17 protein-coding genes are annotated in these 21795 nt (G+C 40.2%); 12 read left to right on the top strand and 5 right to left on the bottom strand.

What is annotated here, in order from left to right; translation table 11 throughout:
• Positions 1-5: 5 nt before the first annotated feature.
• Both hxlA and hxlB read left to right on the top strand, forming a co-directional pair.
• Positions 6-653 (top strand): 3-hexulose-6-phosphate synthase, encoded by a 648-nt coding sequence (gene hxlA / locus EKM69_RS04030; RefSeq protein ID WP_125708383.1) that lies wholly within the window; start codon positions 6-8, stop codon positions 651-653.
• Entirely contained in the window at positions 646-1185 is a 540-nt protein-coding gene (gene hxlB / locus EKM69_RS04025) for a 6-phospho-3-hexuloisomerase (RefSeq protein ID WP_125708381.1), read from the top strand. Before hxlA ends, hxlB begins: the two co-directional genes overlap by 8 nt.
• A gap of 561 nt (positions 1186-1746) precedes the next feature.
• Here the strand turns inward: hxlB and EKM69_RS04020 are convergent.
• Complete coding sequence (locus EKM69_RS04020) at positions 1747-2721, bottom strand: MucBP domain-containing protein (RefSeq protein ID WP_125708379.1); 975 nt, start codon at positions 2719-2721, stop codon at positions 1747-1749.
• Positions 2722-3175: 454 nt separating this feature from the next.
• Positions 3176-5398, bottom strand: coding sequence for an ATP-dependent Clp protease ATP-binding subunit (locus EKM69_RS04015; RefSeq protein WP_125708377.1), 2223 nt, complete (start codon positions 5396-5398; stop codon positions 3176-3178).
• Positions 5399-5701: 303 nt separating this feature from the next.
• Here EKM69_RS04015 and EKM69_RS04010 point away from each other — a divergent pair, with 303 nt between their 5' ends.
• The 5 genes from EKM69_RS04010 (at position 5702) to EKM69_RS03985 (ending at position 14293) form a co-directional block, all read left to right on the top strand.
• Entirely contained in the window at positions 5702-5968 is a 267-nt protein-coding gene (locus tag EKM69_RS04010; protein WP_125708375.1) for a phosphocarrier protein HPr, read from the top strand.
• Positions 5968-7689 carry a phosphoenolpyruvate--protein phosphotransferase gene (ptsP, locus tag EKM69_RS04005; RefSeq protein WP_125708373.1) on the top strand — a complete coding sequence of 574 codons (1722 nt, stop codon included), beginning with the start codon at positions 5968-5970 and terminating at the stop codon, positions 7687-7689. Before EKM69_RS04010 ends, ptsP begins: the two co-directional genes overlap by 1 nt.
• Positions 7690-8824: 1135 nt before the next feature.
• Positions 8825-11071, top strand: coding sequence for a ribonucleoside-triphosphate reductase, adenosylcobalamin-dependent (nrdJ, locus tag EKM69_RS03995; RefSeq protein WP_125708369.1), 2247 nt, complete (start codon positions 8825-8827; stop codon positions 11069-11071).
• Between the two features lie 765 nt (positions 11072-11836).
• Entirely contained in the window at positions 11837-12253 is a 417-nt protein-coding gene (locus EKM69_RS03990; protein WP_125708367.1) for a CopY/TcrY family copper transport repressor, read from the top strand.
• 3 nt (positions 12254-12256) lie between these two features.
• Entirely contained in the window at positions 12257-14293 is a 2037-nt protein-coding gene (locus EKM69_RS03985; RefSeq protein WP_225423831.1) for a heavy metal translocating P-type ATPase, read from the top strand.
• A gap of 51 nt (positions 14294-14344) precedes the next feature.
• Here the strand turns inward: EKM69_RS03985 and EKM69_RS03980 are convergent, their stop codons facing one another.
• Complete coding sequence (locus EKM69_RS03980) at positions 14345-15337, bottom strand: sensor histidine kinase (RefSeq protein ID WP_125708365.1); 993 nt, start codon at positions 15335-15337, stop codon at positions 14345-14347.
• A gap of 9 nt (positions 15338-15346) precedes the next feature.
• On the bottom strand, positions 15347-16021 hold the full coding sequence (locus EKM69_RS03975; protein ID WP_125708363.1) for a response regulator transcription factor: 675 nt from the start codon (positions 16019-16021) through the stop codon (positions 15347-15349).
• A gap of 22 nt (positions 16022-16043) precedes the next feature.
• Between EKM69_RS03975 and EKM69_RS03970 the strand changes: the two genes are divergently transcribed.
• Positions 16044-16859, top strand: coding sequence for an ABC transporter ATP-binding protein (locus EKM69_RS03970; protein WP_125708361.1), 816 nt, complete (start codon positions 16044-16046; stop codon positions 16857-16859).
• A complete protein-coding gene (locus EKM69_RS03965) occupies positions 16834-18861 on the top strand; it encodes an ABC transporter permease family protein (protein WP_125708359.1) in 2028 nt (675 codons plus the stop codon). Before EKM69_RS03970 ends, EKM69_RS03965 begins: the two co-directional genes overlap by 26 nt.
• Here EKM69_RS03965 and EKM69_RS03960 read toward each other — a convergent pair.
• Entirely contained in the window at positions 18858-19313 is a 456-nt protein-coding gene (locus EKM69_RS03960; RefSeq protein WP_125708356.1) for a hypothetical protein, read from the bottom strand. The genes EKM69_RS03965 and EKM69_RS03960 overlap by 4 nt on opposite strands.
• A gap of 39 nt (positions 19314-19352) precedes the next feature.
• Here EKM69_RS03960 and EKM69_RS03955 point away from each other — a divergent pair, with 39 nt between their 5' ends.
• The 3 genes from EKM69_RS03955 to EKM69_RS03945 all read left to right on the top strand — a co-directional run bounded on the left by EKM69_RS03955 (position 19353) and on the right by EKM69_RS03945 (position 21550).
• Positions 19353-20084, top strand: a complete 732-nt coding sequence (locus EKM69_RS03955; protein WP_125708354.1) for an MBL fold metallo-hydrolase — start codon at positions 19353-19355, stop codon at positions 20082-20084.
• A gap of 259 nt (positions 20085-20343) precedes the next feature.
• Entirely contained in the window at positions 20344-20742 is a 399-nt protein-coding gene (gene spxA, locus EKM69_RS03950; RefSeq protein ID WP_125708352.1) for a transcriptional regulator SpxA, read from the top strand.
• Between the two features lie 130 nt (positions 20743-20872).
• Positions 20873-21550: an adaptor protein MecA gene (locus tag EKM69_RS03945; RefSeq protein ID WP_125708549.1), complete on the top strand. Its 678-nt coding sequence runs from the start codon at positions 20873-20875 to the stop codon at positions 21548-21550.
• Positions 21551-21795: the final 245 nt, after the last annotated feature.

Genomic DNA, 21795 nt, shown 5'->3' with positions numbered 1-21795 from the left:
AACACATGAAATTACAATTAGCAATCGATTTAGAAGATATCGATGGAGCAATCAAATTAATTGATAAAACTAAGGACTACGTCGACGTATTCGAATACGGCACACCACTAGTCATCAACTTTGGTCTAGAGGGACTAAAAAAGATCCGCGATAAGTTCCCTGATATCACATTGTTTGCTGACTTAAAGATCATGGATGTGGCCCCATATGAAGTTGCACAAGCCTACAAATACGGAGCAGATATGACTAGTATCTTAGGCCAAGCCGAAGATCAATCGATCAAAGACGCCGTCAAAGGAGCTCGTGAAGCCGGTAAGAAAATCTTAGTAGACATGATTGCCGTCAGAGACATCGAAAAGAGAACCAAAGAAGTAGATGAAATGGGAGCTGATTACGTCTGCACCCACACAGGTTACGACCTCCAAGATCTAGGCGAAACACCATTTGAAACCTTCCACAAGATGAAAGCTAACACTACAAAAACCAAAACAGCCGTGGCCGGTGGTATTAAGATCGACACAGCAGATAAGATCATCTCGGAAAACCCTGACTTATTGATCGTAGGTGGAGGAATCGCCACAGTAGACGATCCAACAGCCGCAGCCAAAACAATCAAAGACAAAATCATCAAAGCAGGAAAAGCCGATGAATAACTTCCAAACCATTGCAAAAGAACTGACCGAAGCCAGCGAAACATTCCCAGATAGTGAAAACTTCATGAACTTGATCGATAACGCAAACAAAATTTTTATATACGGCTTAGGAAGATCAGGTCTAGCCATCAAAATGTTCGCCATGAGACTCTCGCAAATGGACTATCAAGTAAACGTAGTAGGAGAGATAACCAATGATCCGATTGGCGAAAAAGACCTTCTGATCATAGCATCAGGCTCAGGGGAAACTAGCCAAGCAGTACTAATGGCCAGAAAAGCCAAACAATTCAAAGCCAAAGTAGCCCTAATAACCACCAAACCAGATTCAACAATAGCCAACCAAGCCGACGAAGTCCTACAACTAGCCGGCAAAGTAAAAGGCGAAATGCAAGAAACTCAAACCATCCAACCAATGGGAGCATTATTCGAGCAAGCATTATTAATCTACACAGACGGAATCATCTTAGACCTAATGAAAAAAGATGACCGCAGCGAAAAAGCAATGTTTGCCCATCATGCGAATTTAGAGTAAAAAATAGCCGTCGAAAAAATAAATTTCGACGGCTATTTTTGAATATCCTTTTTGAACTTGCTTTTGAATTTGATCTTGAACTTACCAACATAGATAGAAATTGAGATAGACCGCAAAATCTAGGACGAGCAAAGAGTGCCAACTTGTACTATAAAACTCGGTCCCCACCCCCAAAAAAGGGGATTGATGCACTATCTAGACGGAGGGGACCGGGGATACGGACCTCAGCCGCCAGATTTCACTTGGCAATTTATTGCCTAGTGAAAGGCTCGTATTGGAGATGTCCGGGTGAACTTCCCGGATAGCTTCAATCGATTGCTGGCAGCGTTCCAGCGTCTGTATCCCCGGGCCCCGGAGTCGGCAGTGAACCACCTCACCAAACTATCACCTCTATCCCACCAAACAAACATCAAAACACCAACCAAGCAAAACGCTTCTCGTCTGCCAAAAACTCTCACACCTCTAGCACACCTACACCAAAGTAAAACGCAACTGTCCGCAGTACTCTCTCACATCCATAACCGCTCAAAAAAAGACAGCCTCACCGTCTGCCTCATCTAACTACAAATTCAAATACTTACTCTCAATATAATTCCCATTATCCAACTGAGCCCAAACACTATCATTGTCCAGCTGCAACAGTTTTTTTACATAAACCGACTGGCCACCTTGATAACGAGTACTAATAATAGTCCCGTAGGGAGTCTCCCAAGTAGTAATATCCTGATTATCATAATACAAAATCTTAACCTCACGATTAACATCCATACTATTAATAACCGAATAAGTAAAACTAATATTATCAACCACTGCATTCAATGGGCTATCCAACAGCTTTTGCTCCTCAGAAAAATGATTGATCGTGAAAGTTTTAATATCTTCATTACCTGAGATCCAAATATCGCCTCCAAGGTTGTACCAAACGGTCTCATTGTAATGTTCCTGCACAGCTTTAAAAACTCGCCAAGTAGTGTCGTAAGGCAGTGGCTGTGACAACGGAGATGAACTAGCAGGTTGCTCGTAAACGGGCACATTGTTATTCGTTTGGATAAACAAGTTGTCTGCTACTTCATAGTCATCCATTTGCATCGTATCGTAAATGAATTCATATTCTTGTACTTTATCTGAAAAACGTCCCGTCACATCTTTAGGATAATCTACTAAAAAATTTCTAGCTTCTTCAAGCGGTTGTGCTTGATAGCTCTTATTGAGATCTCCCGTCAAATATTGTGGATCAGCAATCAGTTCCCCTTGAGTATTACGATGATAAACGATCACCGGTGCGGCGATCTGTGTGAAGTAGATCAAGTAAATACCTTCTGAATTAGGAATGAAAGTTTGTTGGAAATTTTGGATCGAAGATAAAACGTAACCTGGAATAGTCTTCCAAGGCATCTTCAAATTGTCCAAATAGTGACCAGTTAAAACTGTTGAATCAGCCAATTTATTTCCATTTGAGTCAATATAATGAACTTCGATCTCGATATCATCTCGAGAAATTTTTTTAACGTTACTTTTAACTAAGTTATTTTCCATAGATTTTTTCCTATTATGAGATTGGAACAATTTATGTGTATGTTTTCCCATAATAATCCCTTCTATAGCAATTAGATTAGGGTAAGTTTAACACATTGAAAAAGCCGAACTGGTAGTTTCAAAGGGAATATAATTAACATTAAGAAATCATAAAAAAAGCTGAAGAAATATTTAATTTCTTCAGCTTCTATTTTATTAAAAACGAGTTCTAGTAGATAGCGGCCTCCGGTTTAGAAACTATCAGCGAGCACTGCTTCGCAGCACTCTCGAGCTGATAGTCCTTAAATCCTCAGCAGCTGACCATCTCCTTGCGCTCTCTTTTTTTTGGAAACGAGTTCCAGGAGATAGCGGCCTCCGGTTTAGAAACTTTCAGCGAGCACTGCTCCGCAGCACTCCAGTGCTGATAGTCCCTAAATCCTCAGCAGCTGGGCATCTCCTTGCACTCTCTTAATTTTTACTCAGTTGGTTTTGTAGTAGTAGCAGGTTCTGTGGCTGCTTTACCGATGACGATTTCGCCTTTTGAAAGTTTAGCTTCTAGTTGAGTATCTTTAGGATTGTTCAAGTAGTAGTCGGCAACTTTATCTTCAATTTGCTCTTCGATAACTCTTCTGAGTGGACGAGCACCCATCTTAGGGTTGTAACCAAGATCAACTAGTTTTTCTTTAGCATCTTTAGTTACGTGAATTGAGAGGCCTTGATCAGCAATCATGGCATTAGTGTCTTCAAGCATCAAGTCAACGATCTTAACTAAGTTTGCCTTAGTTAATGGGTTGAACTCGACGATACCGTCGAATCTGTTCAAGAATTCAGGTTTGAAGTAGTCTGACAACTTATCCAAGATTGAATGAGTATTACCAGATGTTTCAGCACCAAATCCAACACTAGCTTCAGATGTATCACCTTGACCCGCATTAGAAGTCATGATAATGATAGTATCTTTAAAGCTGACGGTTCTTCCTTGTGAATCAGTCAAACGACCATCATCAAGGATCTGCAAGAACATGTGCATAACATCAGGGTGAGCTTTTTCAACCTCGTCTAGTAGGATCAAGCTGTATGGATTACGACGAACTTTTTCAGTCAATTGACCAGCTTCTTCGTAACCAACATACCCTGGAGGTGAACCGATCAATTTAGAAACTGAATACTTTTCCATGTACTCAGACATATCGAATCTGATCATTGAATCTTCTGTTCCGAAGAGTTCCTTAGCTAATTGCTTAGCCAATTCAGTCTTACCAACACCGGTAGGTCCTACGAATAGGAATGAACCGATTGGACGTCCAGATTTGTTGAAACCAACTCTATTACGACGAATGGCTCTAGCTACTTCGCCAACTGCTTGGTCTTGTCCGATCAAATGAGCTTTAAGATCGGGTTCAAGATTCTTCAATTGTGCTTGTTCGTTAGACTTCAATTCGCCGACAGGGATGTTAGTTTTTTCTTCAACGATCTTTTCAATATCTTTTTCAGTAACGGTTGAATTCGTTTCTGGTTCTTTCTTAGCGTTATCTTTCATATCTTGAAACTTAGTTACTTGATCACGGTAGTAAGCGGCTTTTTCATAATCTTCGTTACGAAGGGCAGCTTGCTTTTGAACTTCGGCATCAGAGATCTTGTTTTCAAGGTCTGACATGTCAACGTGATTGATTTGTAAGTTCTTCTTTGAACCAGCTTCATCGATCAAATCGATAGCCTTATCAGGAAGGAATCTATCTTGGATGTATCTAGCTGATAATTCAGCAGCACCACGAATAGCTTCTTCAGAGAATTTAACGTGATGATAATCTTCGTACTTAGGTTGTAAACCTTTTAAGATTTGGATTGTTTCATCGACTGAAGGCTCACTAACTTGAACTGGTTGTAAACGACGTTCAAGTGCTGAATCTTTTTCGATTGTCCGATACTCATTTAAGGTAGTTGCACCAACCAATTGAAGATCACCACGGGCTAGGGCAGGCTTCAAAACGTTTCCGGCATCCATTCCACCTTCAGCGTTACCAGCCCCCACGATCTCGTGAATTTCATCAATGAATAAGATGATGTTTTGATTCTTTTGCAATTCTTGGATCAATTGTTGCATACGTTGTTCGAATTGACCTCTAACGCCAGTTCCTTGAACTAGTGATACAACATCTAAACGGATAACATGTTTTTTAGTTAATTTTTCAGGGACATCGCCGTCGACGATCTTTTGTGCTAATCCTTCAACGACAGCTGTCTTACCAACACCAGCTTCACCGATCAATACTGGGTTGTTCTTAGTTCTTCTATTTAATATTTCGATTACACGGTTGATTTCTTTATCACGGCCGATGACTGGGTCGATCTGACCCTTTTTAGCTTGTTCAGTTAAATCGACACCGTATTGGTCAAGCACGCCATTTCCTTCGCGACGACCACCACGGTTGCCATCGCCACCTAAACCGGACTGTGTTTGGGGACCTTGTTGTTCAAAACCATTAGGTTGGCCTTGGCCACCATTCATCGCATTGAAGAGGTCTTCAAAACTAGAAAAGCCGTATGGATTTCCTGCCATATTATTATTACCCTCACTTGCTTGATTTCTTAATTTCTGATAGCAGTCTTGGCAAAGATTTACTTCGGTACGTTTGCCGTTGACGCTCGTATATAAGTGAATAGTTGCCTCATTCTTGTGGCAATTCTGACAGAGCATTCGCACCCCACCTTTCCTTATTTCAGAATACAACGATAGTATACGATTAGCACTCTGGCTATGCAAGTGCTAAGCCTTGGAATTTCAAAAAAATTTATTTCTACTATAATAATGTCTTTCAAAAAAAATAATAATCCGTTATTTTCATTACAAGCCTGAAAGCGTTGTACAGCCAATGATATTAGGCTCTAGCGCCGTTAAAACGATAGAAAATACTTGAGAACAATGGTATATAATGGTAAATTAAAGGATGAAGATTGTAGAATATCTACATAATTTTTAGAATATGAAGAGGTATTAACTATGGAAAACAAAGACTTTCACATTATCGCAGAAACAGGAATCCACGCACGTCCAGCAACAATGTTGGTTCAAACAGCCAGCAAATTCAGTTCAGACATCAACATTGAATTCAATGGTAAGTCTGTAAACCTTAAGTCAATCATGGGTGTTATGTCACTCGGTGTAGGCCAAGGATCAGATGTTACAATTACAGCTGATGGTGACGATGCTTCAGATGCTATCTCAGCTATTTCAGAAACAATGACAAAGGAAGGACTTGCTGAATAATGGTTCAAACTATCAAGGGAATTGCAGCCAGTGATGGAATTGCCACTGCGGAAGCTTACCTTTTAGTTCAACCAGATTTATCTTTCGACAAGAAATCTATCTCAGACGCTGATGCTGAAATCGGTCGTTTGAAAGATGCTATTGCAAAATCAGACGAAGAGCTTACTAAGATCCGAGATATTGCTAAAGAATCTCTTGGTGACGATGAAGCTCAAGTTTTTGATGCCCACAAGATGATTCTAGCTGATCCAGAATTTACTGGAGCCGTTGAGCAACAAATCAAAGATCAAAGCGTTAATGCTGAACAAGCACTTAGCGATGTTTCAAATAACTTTATCCAAATTTTTGAAGGTATGACTGATAATGCCTACATGCAAGAAAGAGCTGCCGATGTTCGTGATGTTACGAAACGTGTGATGGCTCATTTGTTGGGTGTAGAATTACCTAATCCTTCATTAATAGATCGCGAAGTTATTATCGTAGCACACGATTTAACTCCTAGTGATACCGCACAACTAAATAAGAAATACGTCAAAGGCTTTGTAACAGATGTTGGTGGTCGTACAGCTCACTCAGCTATCATGGCTCGTTCTCTTGAATTGCCGGCCGTAGTTGGTACTGACTCGATCACAAAAGATGCTAAAGATGGTGACAAGATCATCGTCGACGGTCTAAATGGTGCTGCTATTTTGGATCCTTCAGACGAAGATGTTAAACACTACCAGAAATTAGCTAGTGACTTCGCTGCCGAAAAGGCTGAATGGGAAAAACTCAAAGACGAAGCTACTGTTACTGCTGATGGCAAACACTTTGATGTTGCTGCTAATATCGGTACACCTGATGATTTACAAGGTGTTATTGAAAACGGTGCTGAAGGTATCGGTTTATACCGTACTGAATTCTTGTATATGCAATCTGATGAACTTCCAACTGAAGATGATCAGTTTGAAGCTTACAAGAAGGTCCTTGAAGGTATGAAAGGTAAGCCAGTCGTTGTCCGTACAATGGATATCGGTGGTGACAAACACTTACCATATCTTCCACTTCCAGAAGAAATGAACCCATTCTTAGGATATCGTGCCATCCGTATTAGTTTGGATCGCCAAGATATTTTCCGAACACAATTACGTGCCTTACTCCGTGCATCAGCATTCGGTAACTTACGTATCATGTTCCCAATGATCGGTACTCTTAATGAATTCCGTGACGCTAAGAAAGTGTTCGAAGAAGAAAAAGCCAAATTAGTAGCTGATGGGACAAAGGTTTCTGACGATATTCAATTGGGTATGATGATGGAAGTTCCTGCTGCTGCTGTCTTAGCTGATCAATTTGCTAAGGAAGTTGACTTCTTCAGTATTGGTACTAATGATTTGATTCAATATACTATGGCTGCTGATAGAGGTAATGATCGTGTATCTTACTTGTATCAACCATATAACCCATCTATTCTTAGATTGGTTAAGCATGTTATTGATTCTGCTCATAAGGAAGGTAAATGGGCTGGTATGTGTGGAGAAGCTGCTGGTGACAATGTTATGGTGCCTCTTCTTCTCGGCATGGGACTAGACGAGTATTCTATGAGCGCAACTTCTGTGCTACGTGTTCGTAGCTTGATGAAGAAGTTGAGTACTGCTGATCTTAAGGATTTGGCAGAACGTGCTGTTACTGAGTCGATTACTAACGAAGATAATAAGAAATTGGTTGAGGAATATCTCAAGTAGTTTTGATGTTTTGATTGCTCTGGGTCGGATGACCTGGAGCTTTTTTTTGTGCAGGTGTGCTTGAGGTGAGAGAGTTTTTGGCAGACTCGTTGCGTTTTGCTTGGTTGATGTTTTGATGTTTTGATGTTTGTTTGGTGGGATAGAAGTAGTAGTTTGGTGTGGTGGTTCACTGCCGACTCCGGGGCCCGGGGATACAGACGCTGGAACGCACCTGACGTCGATTTGAGCTTTCCGAAGGAGATCACTTCGCAAATCTCAAATACGAGTCTTATTGTAAGCGATAAATCGCTAACAATAATTTAGGTGCTGAGGTCTGTATCCCCGGGCCCCTCCGTCTAGATAGTGCAACAATCCCCCTTTTTGTGGGTGGGGACCGAGTTTTATAGTGCAAGTTGGCGGTATTTGCGCGTCCTATATCTTGTGGTCTATCTCAGTTCCTTTGATTGTTGGTAAGTTCAAAAAACATTCAATGTCTTTTTTAAGAACTAGTTCAAAGATAGTTTCTGGTGATTTCATCATTACTTGAATCTTTTAACTTATGGTACAAGATGTTGTGGTGCTTTTTAGATTGAATGCTTTTTTCTTTTTCTTCGGAGCTCGCGTGCTTTGCACTCTCGCACTACATCTTGTGGTTTTGGTTTTTGCTATGTCATTCTTATTCATTTTTATCTAAAGGCTGTGTTTTTCGCTTTTTTGGGGGTTATTTTGCGATTGTAGCTCTTTTTTTAATTATTGCCGACTGGGTTATTGCTATCTCTTTATGAGCTGTGATGAGCTTATTTTGCCATTTTTGGGTGTTTGGAAATGGTGGTTTTCCTTTTCTTTTTTGTTGAAAAAAGCCTTGAAAATTGTGGGTTTTTGGAGTAGTCGGATTTTGAAAAGATGTCCTCATGAGATTCATTGTTTTGGTCGAATTGCAAGGGTGTTTTTTGATAAAAATATTTTTTGGGGTTGATTTGGGTGATTTTTAAATTGGTACTTGACACCGTTTCACATAGATTTTATGCGGAGTGGGTCAGGTGATAAATTTTGTTTCACGCACTTTTGGAAAAAATAATTTTTTATACTAGATGTTGTTAAGTTCATTTAAAAGAGATACCATATGTTGTGTTAAATATTTTTTGAGGTGAGCTTGATGGACATCATTAAAACTAAAATTGAACTTAGTCAATCATTTATTGACCAAGTTAAAGAAGAAATTAAACCACACTGGGGCGAACTCGGGTGGGTTACATATAAAAGAACTTATGCACGTTACATTCCTAAACTTGGACGTACTGAAAACTGGGATGAAACTGTTAAGCGTGTGATCGAAGGTAATATTAACCTCGATCCTCGTTTGCATGCTAAGACCATTAGTACAGACGTTTACAACGAATTAGTTGAAGAAGCTCAGAACTTGTACAAGCTAGTTTACGGATTGGCAGCTACACCATCAGGAAGAAACCTCTGGATCTCTGGTACTGAATATCAAGATAGAAATGGTGATGCTCTTAACAATTGCTGGTTTATTGCTGTTAGACCACAAAAATATGGTGATAGCCATATCGTGCCTGAATACTTGGATCAAGATCAAAAGGCTGTTTCTATGCCTTATTCATTTATGTTCGATCAATTGATGAAGGGTGGCGGCGTTGGTTTTTCTGTTGTTCCAGACAACGTTAAACAAATCCCAGAAGTTGATGTTAAGACTGATTTGGTTGTTTTGATCGGTAAAGAAAGCGCTTCTTATGACGAATCTATCGCTGCTGGTGCTGTCGACCGTGACGACTGGATCGAAAAGAATGACCTTGAAGCAGGTAGATACTACAACCTTCCTGATTCACGTGAAGGTTGGGTCGTTGGTAACGCAACTATGATGGATAACCACTTCAGTGGTACTAATCCTGATCGTACTTCGCAAGTAGTTTTGGATATTACTGATATCCGTGCTAAGGGTGAAAAGATCAAAGGATTTGGTGGTACTGCTTCAGGTCCTGTTCCATTGATCGAAATGTTTGAAGACATCAATAACTTGTTGAATGACAAAGTTGGTCACAACATTACTTCAGTTGACGCTACTGATATGGGTAACATGATCGGTAAGACTGTTGTTGCTGGTAACGTTCGTCGTTCCGCTGAATTAGCTTTAGGTGGAGCAGAAGACGATGACTTTATTACTATGAAACAAGATAAAGATAAGCTTTATCATCACCGTTGGGCATCAAACAATAGTGTGGCTGTTGATACTATGTTCAATGATTACCAACCAATTGCTGACTCGATCAGACATAATGGTGAACCAGGTATCGTTAACCTTGATTTGTCGAAACATTATGGTCGTATTATTGACGGCTATAACGAAAATGCTGATCCTGAAGTTGAAGGTACTAATCCTTGTGGTGAGATCTCATTGAGTAACGGTGAACCTTGCAACTTATTCGAAATTTTCCCACAAGTTGCTACGGAACAAGACTGGAACTTGGATGAAGCCTTTGCTTTGGCTGCTAGATATACTAAACGTGTTACATTCAGTAATTACGACTGGGAAGTTTCACGTAATGCCATTGCTAAGAATAGAAGAATCGGTGTTTCCATGTCAGGTATCCAAGACTGGATCCTAACTAACTTTGGTCACCGTTTAGTAACTGGCTTTGAAGATGCAGTTGATCAAGAAACTGGTTCTGTATACAAGAAACCTATTTATGATCCAGAAATCGTTAAAGCTTTTGAAAAAATGTATCAAGATGTAGTGGATGCAGATAGAGATTATTCTGAAACTTTGAACTGCAATATGTCAGTTAAGCACACAACTGTTAAACCATCAGGTACAGTTGCTAAACTTGCTGGTGTTTCAGAAGGTATGCACTTCCACTATTCAGGTTACTTGATTCAAAGAATCAGATTCCAAGATTCTGATCCATTGCTTCCAGCTTTGAAGGCTTGTGGATACAAGATTGAACCTGATGTTTATACTAAGAACACTATGTGTGTTGAGTTCCCTGTTCAAGCTGAAAATGCTGACTCAGAAAACTTTGCTTCAGCTGGTAATGTTTCGATTGCTGAACAATTTGCTACACAAGCTTTCTTACAAACTTACTGGTCAGATAATGCCGTTAGTTGTACAGTTACTTTCCAACCTGAGGAAGGCGATCAGATCGCACCTTTGATGAGACAATATCGTAATATTACTAAGTCGACTTCATTGTTGCCTTATACTGGGGCTGATTTTGAACAAGCTCCTAAGGAACCTATTGATAAGGAAACTTATTTGAAACGCTTGAGTGAGATCCATGGTGATGTTGCTGAAGAGTTTGCTATTGAAAATAATAATCATGATCAGAAGGATTTGGATTTGGTTGATCAGTCTGATTGTGCTGGCGGTGCTTGTCCTATTCGCTAGATTTGATTTTGAGCATTCTTGGAGTTTGTTTTTCCAAGGATGCTTTTTTTCTTGAGGTGAGAGAGTTTTTGGCAGACGAGAAGCGTTTTTTTTGGTTGGATGTTGGTGATTTTTGGTGTGTTTGGGTTTGTGGTAGTAGTTTGGTGGGAGGTTCACTGCCGACTCCGGGGCCCGGGGATACAGCCGCTGGCTTCCTTAGTTGTTCGGTGGTGTAGCCACCACCAAGAACCAGTTGCGCAAGTGCGTTAGCACTTACGTTCCATTATTTCACCACTGAGGGCTGTATCCTCGGGCCCCTCCGTCTAGATAATGCAGCATCCCCCCTTTTTGTGGGTGGAGATCGAGTTTTATTGTGCAAGTTGGCTTTATTTGCTCGTCCTATATTTTGTGGTCTATCTCAGTTTTTATTGATTGTTAGTAAGTTCAAAAGCTTGTTCAAAAGCAAGTTCAAGGGCATTTTTAGTTTTTTTTGGCTCGCGTGCTCGGTGCTCGCACTCTCGCGGTGGTGTTGCTGGTTTTGTTTTGTTGCCAAACGTTGCCCGTTTTATAGCGGAAACGAGCTCCGAGGCACAGCGGCCTCCGGTTAACACATGTAGTCGCGGCGCTGCTTCGCAGCACCTTGTGCGACTACACGCGTTAATCCTCAGCAGCTGACCGTGCCTCTCCGCTCTCTTTTTTTCAAGCATTTTCCTTTACTATTCGTAGTTTACGGATGTAAACTGTAATTGAATAAAATATACAAGTGTAATTTAAGGAGGTGTTGATATGGCTAATATTGAGACTATGAGTGATGCTGAGTGGAGTGTTATGCGGATTTTTTGGACTTTGGGTTCTGGTACTAGTAAGGATGCTATTTTGTATTTGAAGCGTAAGACTGCTTGGAAGGAAGCTACTGTTAAGACTTTGATTACTCGCTTGCAGAAGAAGGATTTTTTGCGGGCTGATGAGTCTGCTCGTCCTTATGTTTATACGCCGATGATCGATGAGAGTGATGCTATTCATCAAAATGTTAATCGGCTTTTTAATAGTTTGTGCTGTATGAAGAAAGGAAAGGCTATTGAGGATCTGATCGGTAATTCGGAGATTTCTCAAGGTGATATTGATGATATGATTTCCTTGCTTCAAGAGAAGAAGAAGACTGCACCTGAGCGCGTTGAATGTGATTGTTTAGGGGAGGCTTAGTTTATGGATATGAACGGTATGTCTGGTGAAGATATGAAGATGCATGATATGGATCATGGCCATATGATGATGCATGGTGGTATGATGATGGATATGGGAGATTTACGTAAAAAGTTTTGGCTCTCATTGATTTTTGCTATTCCCGTCTTTATTTTGTCGCCGTTTATGGGATTGCATTTGCCATTTCAATTACAATTTCCGGGCTCTGACTGGATCGTTTTGATCTTGTCGTCTATTTTGTATTTTTATGGCGGAAAGCCATTTTTGACTGGGGCTTATGCTGAATTGAAGTCCAAGAAGCCTGCGATGATGATGCTGATCACGATGGGTATTTCGGTGGCTTATTTGTACAGTTTGTACGCCTTTGTTATGAATAATTTAGTTGGTTCTGACCAACATGTGATGGACTTTTTCTGGGAGCTTGCTTCCTTGATCGTCATTATGTTGTTAGGTCACTGGATGGAAATGAAGTCGACGATGCAAGCTGGTAGTGCTTTGGATAAGATTTCGTCGTTAGTTTCTGACCGTGTCCATCTCGTTAAGGGTGAAAAAGTTGTTGAACAAGACATCAACCAAGTTATTTCTGGTAGCGTGGTCGAAGTTAAGGCTGGAGAGTCGATCCCGCTTGATGGGGTAGTCGTTTCTGGTGAAAGCTACGTTAACGAATCGTTGGTCACTGGTGAATCAAAGGCGGTTAAAAAAGCCGTTTCTGATGAAGTAGTTGGTGGCTCGATCAACGGTGATGGTACGATCAGGATCCAAGTTGCTAAGACAGCCCACGAAGGTTATTTGTCGCAGATCAGCAAGCTCGTTTCCGATGCACAAATGAGTAAGTCTAAGACGCAAGTTTTAGCTGATAAAGTTTCTGGTTGGCTTTTTTACGCTGCTCTGATCGTCGGAATCATCGCTTTTGTCTACTGGTTGGTGTTTGGTTCGGTCAGTGATGCTTTGAACCGGTTGGTGACGGTTTTGGTTATCGCCTGTCCCCATGCTTTGGGGTTAGCAATTCCTTTGGTCATGTCACGTAGTACTTCGATCGCTGCAACTAACGGTTTGATCATTCGTGACAATCAAGCTATCGAAAATAGCCGTCATATCGATTATGTGGCCATGGACAAGACGGGAACTTTGACTGAAGGTGAATTTACGGTCAACGGTTTAAAAGCCTTAGACAGTAAATATACAGACGATCAAGTCTTGCAACTGATTGCTGGACTCGAGCAAGGATCTAGCCATCCGATTGCAAATAGTATCGTTTCTAAGGCAAAAAGCGAACAAGTCGAGCCGACTGCTTTTTCCGATGTTCAAGCCATCAAAGGTTACGGTATGAGTGGTGTGCTTGATAAGCAAAGTTATTTCTTGGTCAATATGAAATACTTAAATGAAAAATCGATCAAATTTGATGCTCAACAAGCACAAACTTATCTCGATAAAGGTAATACGATCAGTTATCTGGTTACTAATGATCAAGTCATTGGCTTGGTAGCTTTAGGTGATAAAGTTAAGAAAAATGCTGTTCAATTTATCAAAGAATTGAAGGCTCGCAATATTACGCCGATCATGTTGACGGGTGACAATAAGCATGCGGCCCAAATTTTTGCGGAGCAATTAGGCATCGAAGAATTTAAAGCTGAATTGTTGCCGGAAGACAAACATCAGGTGATCCGTAATTTGGAACTTGAGGGTCACAAGGTGATGATGGTCGGTGACGGGATCAATGATGCACCTAGTTTAGCTAGTGCTACTATCGGCGTCGCCATTGGTGCTGGGACCGATGTGGCTATCGATTCAGCTGACATCGTTCTTTATAACAGTGATCCAGCTGACATCACTAAATTTTTGCAGCTGGCTGAAAAGACTTACAAGAAACAGGTCGAAAACCTGTGGTGGGGAGCAGGTTACAACATCATTGCTCTGCCACTAGCTGCAGGAGTGCTTGCTCCGATCGGATTTGTTTTGAATCCAGCGTTAGGAGCTGTGATCATGTCGCTTTCAACCATCATCGTTGCGATAAATGCGATGACTTTACGAAAAATTTAACAGCAAAAACGCCGATCATGCGATCGACGTTTTTTTAGTGTTCGTATTTTTTTAAGAGTAATAAGGCAGATCCATAAAGGTGATGATGACTTCAGTTCCTTGTCCTACTACAGAATTGATAGTGATCTCGTGGCCTAAGCGATCGACCATTTTTTTGACGAGGTAGAGACCAATACCGGTCGCCTTGCTACCAGATGCTCGACCATTGCTGCCGGTGAATCCTTTGTTGAAGACTCGCGAAAGGTCTTCGGTTTTGATGCCGACCCCGTTGTCTTTAATGTGGAGCAAGACATTTTGTTTTTCCGAAGTCGTGAAAACTTTGACTTTTCCACCGGAATCGGTGTATTTCAAACTGTTGGCGATGATCTGATTCAAAATAAAACTTAACCACTTTGAATCGGTCAAAACTGGCTGATCAGTCACGTCTAACTCAATGCCGATCCGTTTGTTGATGAAACTACGTTTATTCGTGCGGATCGAATTTTTGACGATGTCGTTTAAGTTTTGTTCCTTGATCAAGTAGTCATTGGAAAAGTTGTTCAAGCGCGCAAAATAAAGTGCTTGGTCGACTAAGTAGTCGATCTGGTCCGTTTCCTCGCTTAAAAGCTGTGGATCTAATTCGTCATCGGAGGCTAACTTTAAAGCTGCCAGTGGTACTTTGATGTCGTGGACCCAAGACTCGGTGTATTCTCGTTGTTCTTGTTGATCTTGATATAGATCGGTCAATTCTTGACGATATTGGAGGACAACGTTGTTGATTTTTTCTTGAATAAATTTTTGTTCGTTATTTTTGGCGCCACTGAGTTCCTTGGAGAGGTCTTCTTGATAACTTTCGAGATTTTTATACCAACTTTTTTTGCGCAAGTACGAAATGCCAATGCAAAGTCCGGTAATGAGGATTGCCAAAAACCAACTGTACAGCAGGGTACCTTGATCAAACTGGACACTTGGGTCCAAGTACAAGATTGATTCGACAAAGGTGACACCTAAAATGATCGCTAATATTAAGATCCCGTGGTCACGCAAATATTTACCAAATGTCATAATTGCCTCCTAAGGGATGATGTATCCTTGACCGACTTTGGTCACGATGTAATTAGATAAGCCGTTTTTGTCGAACTTATTCCGCAAGCGATTGATATTGACTGTCAAAGTATTGTCGTCGACAAAGCGCTCGTCGTCCCACATGAAGTTAAGGAGCTGTTCTCGAGAAACGATTTTACCTTGATCTTTCAACAGTCGTTGCAATAGCTTGTATTCATTTTTCGACAGATCGATCTTGTTTTCGCCGATCTCAACGGTCCCGTCAGACAAGTTCAACTTCAAACCATTGTGTTCGATAATATTGCTAGTTGACTTGGTGAAGTCATAAGTCCGCCGTAACAAGGCATTGATCTTGGCAATCAAAATATCGATCGAAAAAGGTTTTTCCACGAAATCGTCGGCGCCCATGTTCATCGACATGATCTGGTCCATGTTGGAATTTCGTGAAGAAATAATTATGATCGGCGCTTTGGAGATCTTGCGGATCTCTTGATTCCAGTAGTAACCATCTCGGACCGGCAAATTAATGTCGAGCAAGACTAGGTCAGGTTGTTGTTCACTAAATTGTTCGATGATGGTCGAGAAATCACTGACCACGTATGGATCCATTTGCCATTTAGATAAATTTTCACTGATTAATTTTGAAATTGAAGCATCGTCTTCAATTATCATTATTTTAGCCATAATAAACCGCCCTCATGATAAAATGTATACGCTACTTAATAATAACAATAATTATTCGATCAATGGGGAGTTTCACTTGCAAATAATTGTAAAAAATATTGCTAAAGACTATGGAAAAAAGAAAAATGCGGTCCATGCCTTGAAGGATATCGACCTCCAAGTGGCTCAAGGGGAGTTTGTCGGGATCATGGGTCCTTCTGGTGCCGGGAAGTCGACTTTGTTGAATGCGATATCGACCAACGAACGTCCCGACCACGGACAGATCATTATTGACAGCATCGATATGACTCAACAGCACGATAAGACTTTGGCCCAATATCGTCGCCACAAAATGGGCTTTATTTATCAAAGTTTCGAACTATTAGATTCACTGAACGTGAAAGAAAATATCATCTTGCCACTAGTCTTGAACCACTCCTCCAAAAAAGTCATCGAAGAACGGTTCGATCATTTGAACCGTCTGCTAGATATCGGCGAATTGAGTCATCGTTCGATCGATGATCTTTCGTTAGGCCAAAGACAAATAATTTCGGCTGCCCGAGCCTTGATCAACAATCCCGAGATTTTATTCGCTGATGAACCGACCGGAAGCTTAGATTCTAAGTCGGCCACGATCTTGTTGAATTATATGCAGATCATTAATCAACGAGAAAAGACTACCATCTTGATGGCGACACATGATGCCTTTACGGCTAGTTATTGTAGTCGGGTAGTCTTTATCAAAGATGGCTCGGTTTTTTCTGAGATCGTTAATTCGGGCGATAGGAACGCATTCTTCGAGCAAGTGATCAACATGCAGCGAACAATCGGAGGTGGCAGCTATTTCAATATACCTTAAGATTATTCGCAAGAGTCTTTATAAATTACGAGACAGTTACATCATTTACGTCTTAGCTTCAGTTTTCGCCGTCGCAGTTTTAACGTTGTTAGCAATGTTAGTCGTTGATCCAACCTTGAAAACGTCGCATTACTGGAACATTTCCTTCCAACAAGTCATGTATGCAATGGTCTTCATATTTGCTTTTTTCACCTTTGTCTACATGGCCTACGTTGGCGGATTTTTCATTGAACAGCAAAAAAACGAATTTCGAACGTACTTCAAATTAGGGATGTCCAAATTCACGATCGCGTTGATCAGCTTTTTAGAAACGTTCGTCGTCCAACTAATATCATGGATCATCGGAATGCTAGTCGCGCTCATTTTGCAAAAATTTGTCGGGATGTTGCTAGTCTACTTGATGCGGATCGATTTGACGTTCAAGTTTTATTATTCTGCAAAAGTCGTCTGGATCATGCTTCAAGTCGGACTTTATTCAACTCTTATCTTGAGCTTGTTCAATGGGTTGCGGTCGTACTTTTTAGTTCGTGACAAGCATAAGAAGAAGCATCTGTACAATCACTGGCTCGTTCGTTCCCTATTAGGTGTCCTTGGTTTATTGCTATTTTTGACCGGGGTAATTCTTACATTGCAGTTGTTAACGATGGGGCGGAATTATGATACTTTGGATCAGTCGTTAGTGATGACATTAGTCATTGCTATTTTGTATTTATTCGGAAGTTATTTAGTCTTCAAGGGATTTTTGCCGTTAGTGTTGGAAATCTTAGACCGGTTAAAGATTTTTTCTTATCGAGGGACTAATTTATTCACTTTCAAATATTTGCACAAACGATTAGTAAAAAACACTTCGATCATTTGGTTTATTACTGAATTATCAGCTTTAGCCGTTGCTGTACTAGTATTTTGTTATGCCGGATATCAAGTGGTCTACCAAGACTATCAAAACTCATACTCGTTTGAGCTAGCAGCTAATAAAAGCCAGGCTCAAGAGGTCGAAAAGCAGCTGACTAAGCAAAAAACTCACGTTAAAGGGCGTTACCATACGCCAATCAAACGGACTGTTTCTGAGGTCTGGGACTACTCAGAAAACGCCTACGTGCCAAGATTAGTTTCCGTGATGTCAAATTCGGATTATCAAAAGTTACCTCAAAGATTAACGAAAAAAAATCCCCCGCTCAAGTCAGGAGATTTCTTAGAAGTCAAAAGTGAATTATCAGCTTTAACGCCAAATTATAATGATACGAGACATCCGATCCAGGTGAAAAATATGCCTAAGATCGCGACTCGTAAAGTTGGTTCGATGTTTCCTTACGGAAATCGAATGTACTCATGCTACATGTTGATCGTACCAGATGAGTATTATCACCAGATCGATAGTGAGGCTTCGGATACTTTTTACGGTTGGGACGTTTCAGGTGCAGACCATTTTTCTAATGCCGTTATCAAAAAATTGCAACAAAAGAAACATCGCTATTATTTGACGGTCAACATCGGATCAAGTCTGGATAAGTCGACCATCACCAAAACCAAAGCGACTAAGTTGGCGTATGGCGAATATTTGAAAACAAATCAATACGTACAAATGAGTTTCGTCCGGCAAGCAGTCACTAAAAATGTAGTCCGCCAGGCTACTGGCTTTTTCTTGTTTTTGATCACCATCTTCAGCATCTCATTATTGATCGCATTAGGAAGCTTGTTGACCTTGAAAGTATTGCTCCGCGATGACTTTGAATGGCGCCAATTGAAGACCTTGAAAAAAATCGGTGCTTCTGAAAAAGAGATCAAACAGATTGTTAAACGAGAGACTAGTTTGCTGTTTGGACTGCCGATGATATTTGCTTTGATCCAGTCGTTTTTGATTGTGGGAGTCTTAAACTTGTCGCTAAATACGCCCAAAGTGGGAGCCTTTGTCTTGATCGGACTGTCATACGTCGTGCTCTATGGTCTGACCGGAGTGTTGACCTACGTCTTATCGTGGCGTGGGGTAGCCGATAAGCTTTAAATTTCCTTTTGGTAAGCTTGACTGAAGAACTTCAATGGTTCATTAGAAACGGCTTGAATGCCATTTTTGATCAAGTCAGTGATCTGCTTTTTCCAGAATCCTAAGTCTTCTTCGTTTTGAAAACTATTGATCAATAAGTATTCTTTGAAGTCGGCTCGTTTTTGGAAAATAGCAGGTTCGTTATTTTTTTCTACAAATTCATCAAATTTGTAGTAGACTTTATCTTCAAAGATGGATATTTGTTCATTATTCAATTTTATGTACACTAGTAAATAGAGATCTTTCGACGAGTTTAAACCACCTTTTAGACTACGATAGTCACCAGAAGTGGTTAATTCTTTTATTAAAAGATGGTCTCCTTTACTATCAAATAAGGGTTTTAATAAGGTATCAGCAGAAGTTAGCTGAGTTTTTAAAAAATTATCTGTGCCTAGCTTTAATGATATGTCCATAATTATTGAGATCCTTTCTAAAAAATTTGGAGGGTTTATATGTTAATTACAGTACTTGGTTTTTATGGTGGATATCCTTATAAAGGACAAGGAACATCCGGATATTTGCTTCAAGATGGCGACCAAAACATTTTGATCGATTGTGGAAGTGGTGTATTGAATGAATTATCCAATTACATCGATCCACTTCAACTAGATGCAGTCGTACTGTCCCACTATCACCACGACCATACAGCAGATTTAGGCGTCTTGCAATATAATTGGCAACTAGATCCACAAAATCGCAAACACGATGTCTTGCCAATTTACGGTCATACACAAGACTTTGTTAATTTCGCTCAATTAACTATGGATGGTGTAAGCAAGGGTATTGCTTACAATGATTATGAATCAACTGAAATTGGATCATTGAAGTTCGAATTTTTAAGAACGATCCACCCCGTGCCAGCTTATGCTATAAAGATCACGAAAGGTGATGAATCGATCGTCTACACTTCAGATACAGCATACTTTGATGGCTTAGTTGATTTCGCAAAGGGAACTGATCTTTTGATCACAGATACTAATTTCCCTGAAGATAAGACCGGTAAGATTTGGCATATGACTACTAAGGAAACTGGTGAGTTAGCCAAAGCTGCCCAAGTAAAAAGATTAATGATCAGCCACTTGCCACAAAAGGTTGATGTGGAACAAATGTTGAAAGAAACTCAGCAATATGCTGAAAATATTCCAACGATCCATGCATTTACCGGGTTAGAGGTAGAGATCTAGACCACAAGACTTAGTGACTTAGATTTGATGTATCATTAATTTTATCCTATCGATTGAATAATTTTATGATTATTTCAACTTGTGAATTTTTGCTTTTTTGCTTAAAAAATCAAAGTTCATGCTTTCACAACTAGTGCTCGACAGAACAGATATTCGCTATTTATTTTCAAATAGTGTAGATTTTATAATTTTAATGAGCTACAATATATTGTGTTGAGGAATCACCTTGGCACACTTTAGTGAAAAAGGAGAGATTATTATGGTAACAATCTATACATCTCCAAGTTGCACTTCATGCCGTAAAGCAAAAGCTTGGCTTGAAAAGCACGACATTCCGTACAAGGAAAGAAATATTTATTCCGAACCACTAAATAAAGAAGAAATTAAACAAGTATTACAAATGACTGAAGACGGAACAGAAGAAATTATTTCTACACGTTCGAAGGCATTCCAAAACTTAGATATGAACCTGGAAGATCTTACGATCGACCAACTTTTAGATTTAGTACAAAAGAATCCAGGACTATTAAAACGTCCTATCATCATGGATGACAAACGTCTCCAAGTAGGTTTTAACGAAGACGAAATCAGAAGATTCTTGCCAAGAAGCGTACGGACAATGGAGCTCCAAAAGGCTCAATTGATGGCAGGATTATAATTTCCAAATACTATGAAAATGAAGGGTCTAATCATGAATTAGATCCTTCATTTTGTTTTATCCAAACTTCTTTGCTTTACAAGAAACTCAAGACTGTTAAAATGTAGATACAAGAATTGAGGTGACTATGATGGAAATGGATCATATTAATGAAAATACGATCAGAGTCATTCTTAGTACGCAGGATTTGCAGGAACGTGGGGTAACTGTTTTAGATTTGTTAGGAAACAAGAAACAAATTGAAGCATTCTTCTACAGCATTTTAGACGAGGTTGATAAGAACCATACATTTTCAAACAATGAACCAGTTACTTTCCAAATCATGCCTAACAAGGCCGGCTTGGAATTGCTAATTAGCAAGTCAAATGACGAGGATTTCACAGGTTCATTGCCATTAGATAATGATTCGCTTGAAGACAACGATCAAGTTCAATCGGTCAATGTCAATGCGAACGAACTCGGCCACGAGGAATATGATGCCGATACAGCTCCATATCTAAATGACCCAGATACACCTACGAAAACTGTGATTGTTGAGTTTAAGACTTTCGAAGATTACATCCAATTAGCAAGACTGCTCAGACTTGAGAGCGGCATTTCTAATTTATGGGAATATAAGGGGTCATACTACTTACAATTAGTACTGTTTACTGATGAGATGCATGATATGACTTATAATGATATTTTGGCTTTGTTGAGCGAGTACAGTTACCGGACTAAGGTTACTGCGGCTGTTTTGTCTGAGTATGGTAAGGAACTTATGAGCAAGACTGCGCTTGAGCTTACTAGATATTATTTTAAAGATTAAATTTTTTGGATTGGCTTGGAGATTGATTTCTCTGAGCTTTTTTTGTGTTTAATTTTTGATGGGGTAGTAGGTTGGTGTGGTGGTTCACTGCCGGTTCTGTGGAGGGTTCCGGGAATTGCGCCGTGGAACGCTGCGGACCCACTTTGAGCTATCCAAGGAAGACCGCCTTGGACATCTCAAAGCTGGGTCTTTTCGTAAGCACGGCCCATGCCGTGCAAACGAAAATTTCGCGGCTGACGGCGAAT

This window comes from Companilactobacillus zhongbaensis (assembly GCF_003946515.1).
Classification (GTDB): domain Bacteria; phylum Bacillota; class Bacilli; order Lactobacillales; family Lactobacillaceae; genus Companilactobacillus; species Companilactobacillus zhongbaensis.
The sequence above is the reverse complement of the archived record's forward strand: the minus strand, read 5'-3'. Positions and strand labels throughout refer to the sequence as shown.

Bases quoted from the DNA above. Each gene is read 5' to 3' on its own strand.
- hxlB (WP_125708381.1), top strand. From the start codon at position 646: ATGAATAACTTCCAAACCATTGCAAAAGAACTGACCGAAGCCAGCGAA.
- EKM69_RS03955 (WP_125708354.1), top strand. From the start codon at position 19,353: ATGTTAATTACAGTACTTGGTTTTTATGGTGGATATCCTTATAAAGGA.
- EKM69_RS03960 (WP_125708356.1), bottom strand. From the start codon at position 19,313: ATGGACATATCATTAAAGCTAGGCACAGATAATTTTTTAAAAACTCAG.
- EKM69_RS03990 (WP_125708367.1), top strand. From the start codon at position 11,837: ATGGCTAATATTGAGACTATGAGTGATGCTGAGTGGAGTGTTATGCGG.
- EKM69_RS04010 (WP_125708375.1), top strand. From the start codon at position 5,702: ATGGAAAACAAAGACTTTCACATTATCGCAGAAACAGGAATCCACGCA.
- EKM69_RS03980 (WP_125708365.1), bottom strand. From the start codon at position 15,337: ATGACATTTGGTAAATATTTGCGTGACCACGGGATCTTAATATTAGCG.
- EKM69_RS04020 (WP_125708379.1), bottom strand. From the start codon at position 2,721: ATGGAAAATAACTTAGTTAAAAGTAACGTTAAAAAAATTTCTCGAGAT.
- nrdJ (WP_125708369.1), top strand. From the start codon at position 8,825: ATGGACATCATTAAAACTAAAATTGAACTTAGTCAATCATTTATTGAC.
- EKM69_RS03970 (WP_125708361.1), top strand. From the start codon at position 16,044: ATGTATACGCTACTTAATAATAACAATAATTATTCGATCAATGGGGAG.
- EKM69_RS03985 (WP_225423831.1), top strand. From the start codon at position 12,257: ATGGATATGAACGGTATGTCTGGTGAAGATATGAAGATGCATGATATG.
- ptsP (WP_125708373.1), top strand. From the start codon at position 5,968: ATGGTTCAAACTATCAAGGGAATTGCAGCCAGTGATGGAATTGCCACT.
- EKM69_RS03945 (WP_125708549.1), top strand. From the start codon at position 20,873: ATGGAAATGGATCATATTAATGAAAATACGATCAGAGTCATTCTTAGT.
- spxA (WP_125708352.1), top strand. From the start codon at position 20,344: ATGGTAACAATCTATACATCTCCAAGTTGCACTTCATGCCGTAAAGCA.
- EKM69_RS04015 (WP_125708377.1), bottom strand. From the start codon at position 5,398: ATGCTCTGTCAGAATTGCCACAAGAATGAGGCAACTATTCACTTATAT.
- EKM69_RS03975 (WP_125708363.1), bottom strand. From the start codon at position 16,021: ATGGCTAAAATAATGATAATTGAAGACGATGCTTCAATTTCAAAATTA.
- hxlA (WP_125708383.1), top strand. From the start codon at position 6: ATGAAATTACAATTAGCAATCGATTTAGAAGATATCGATGGAGCAATC.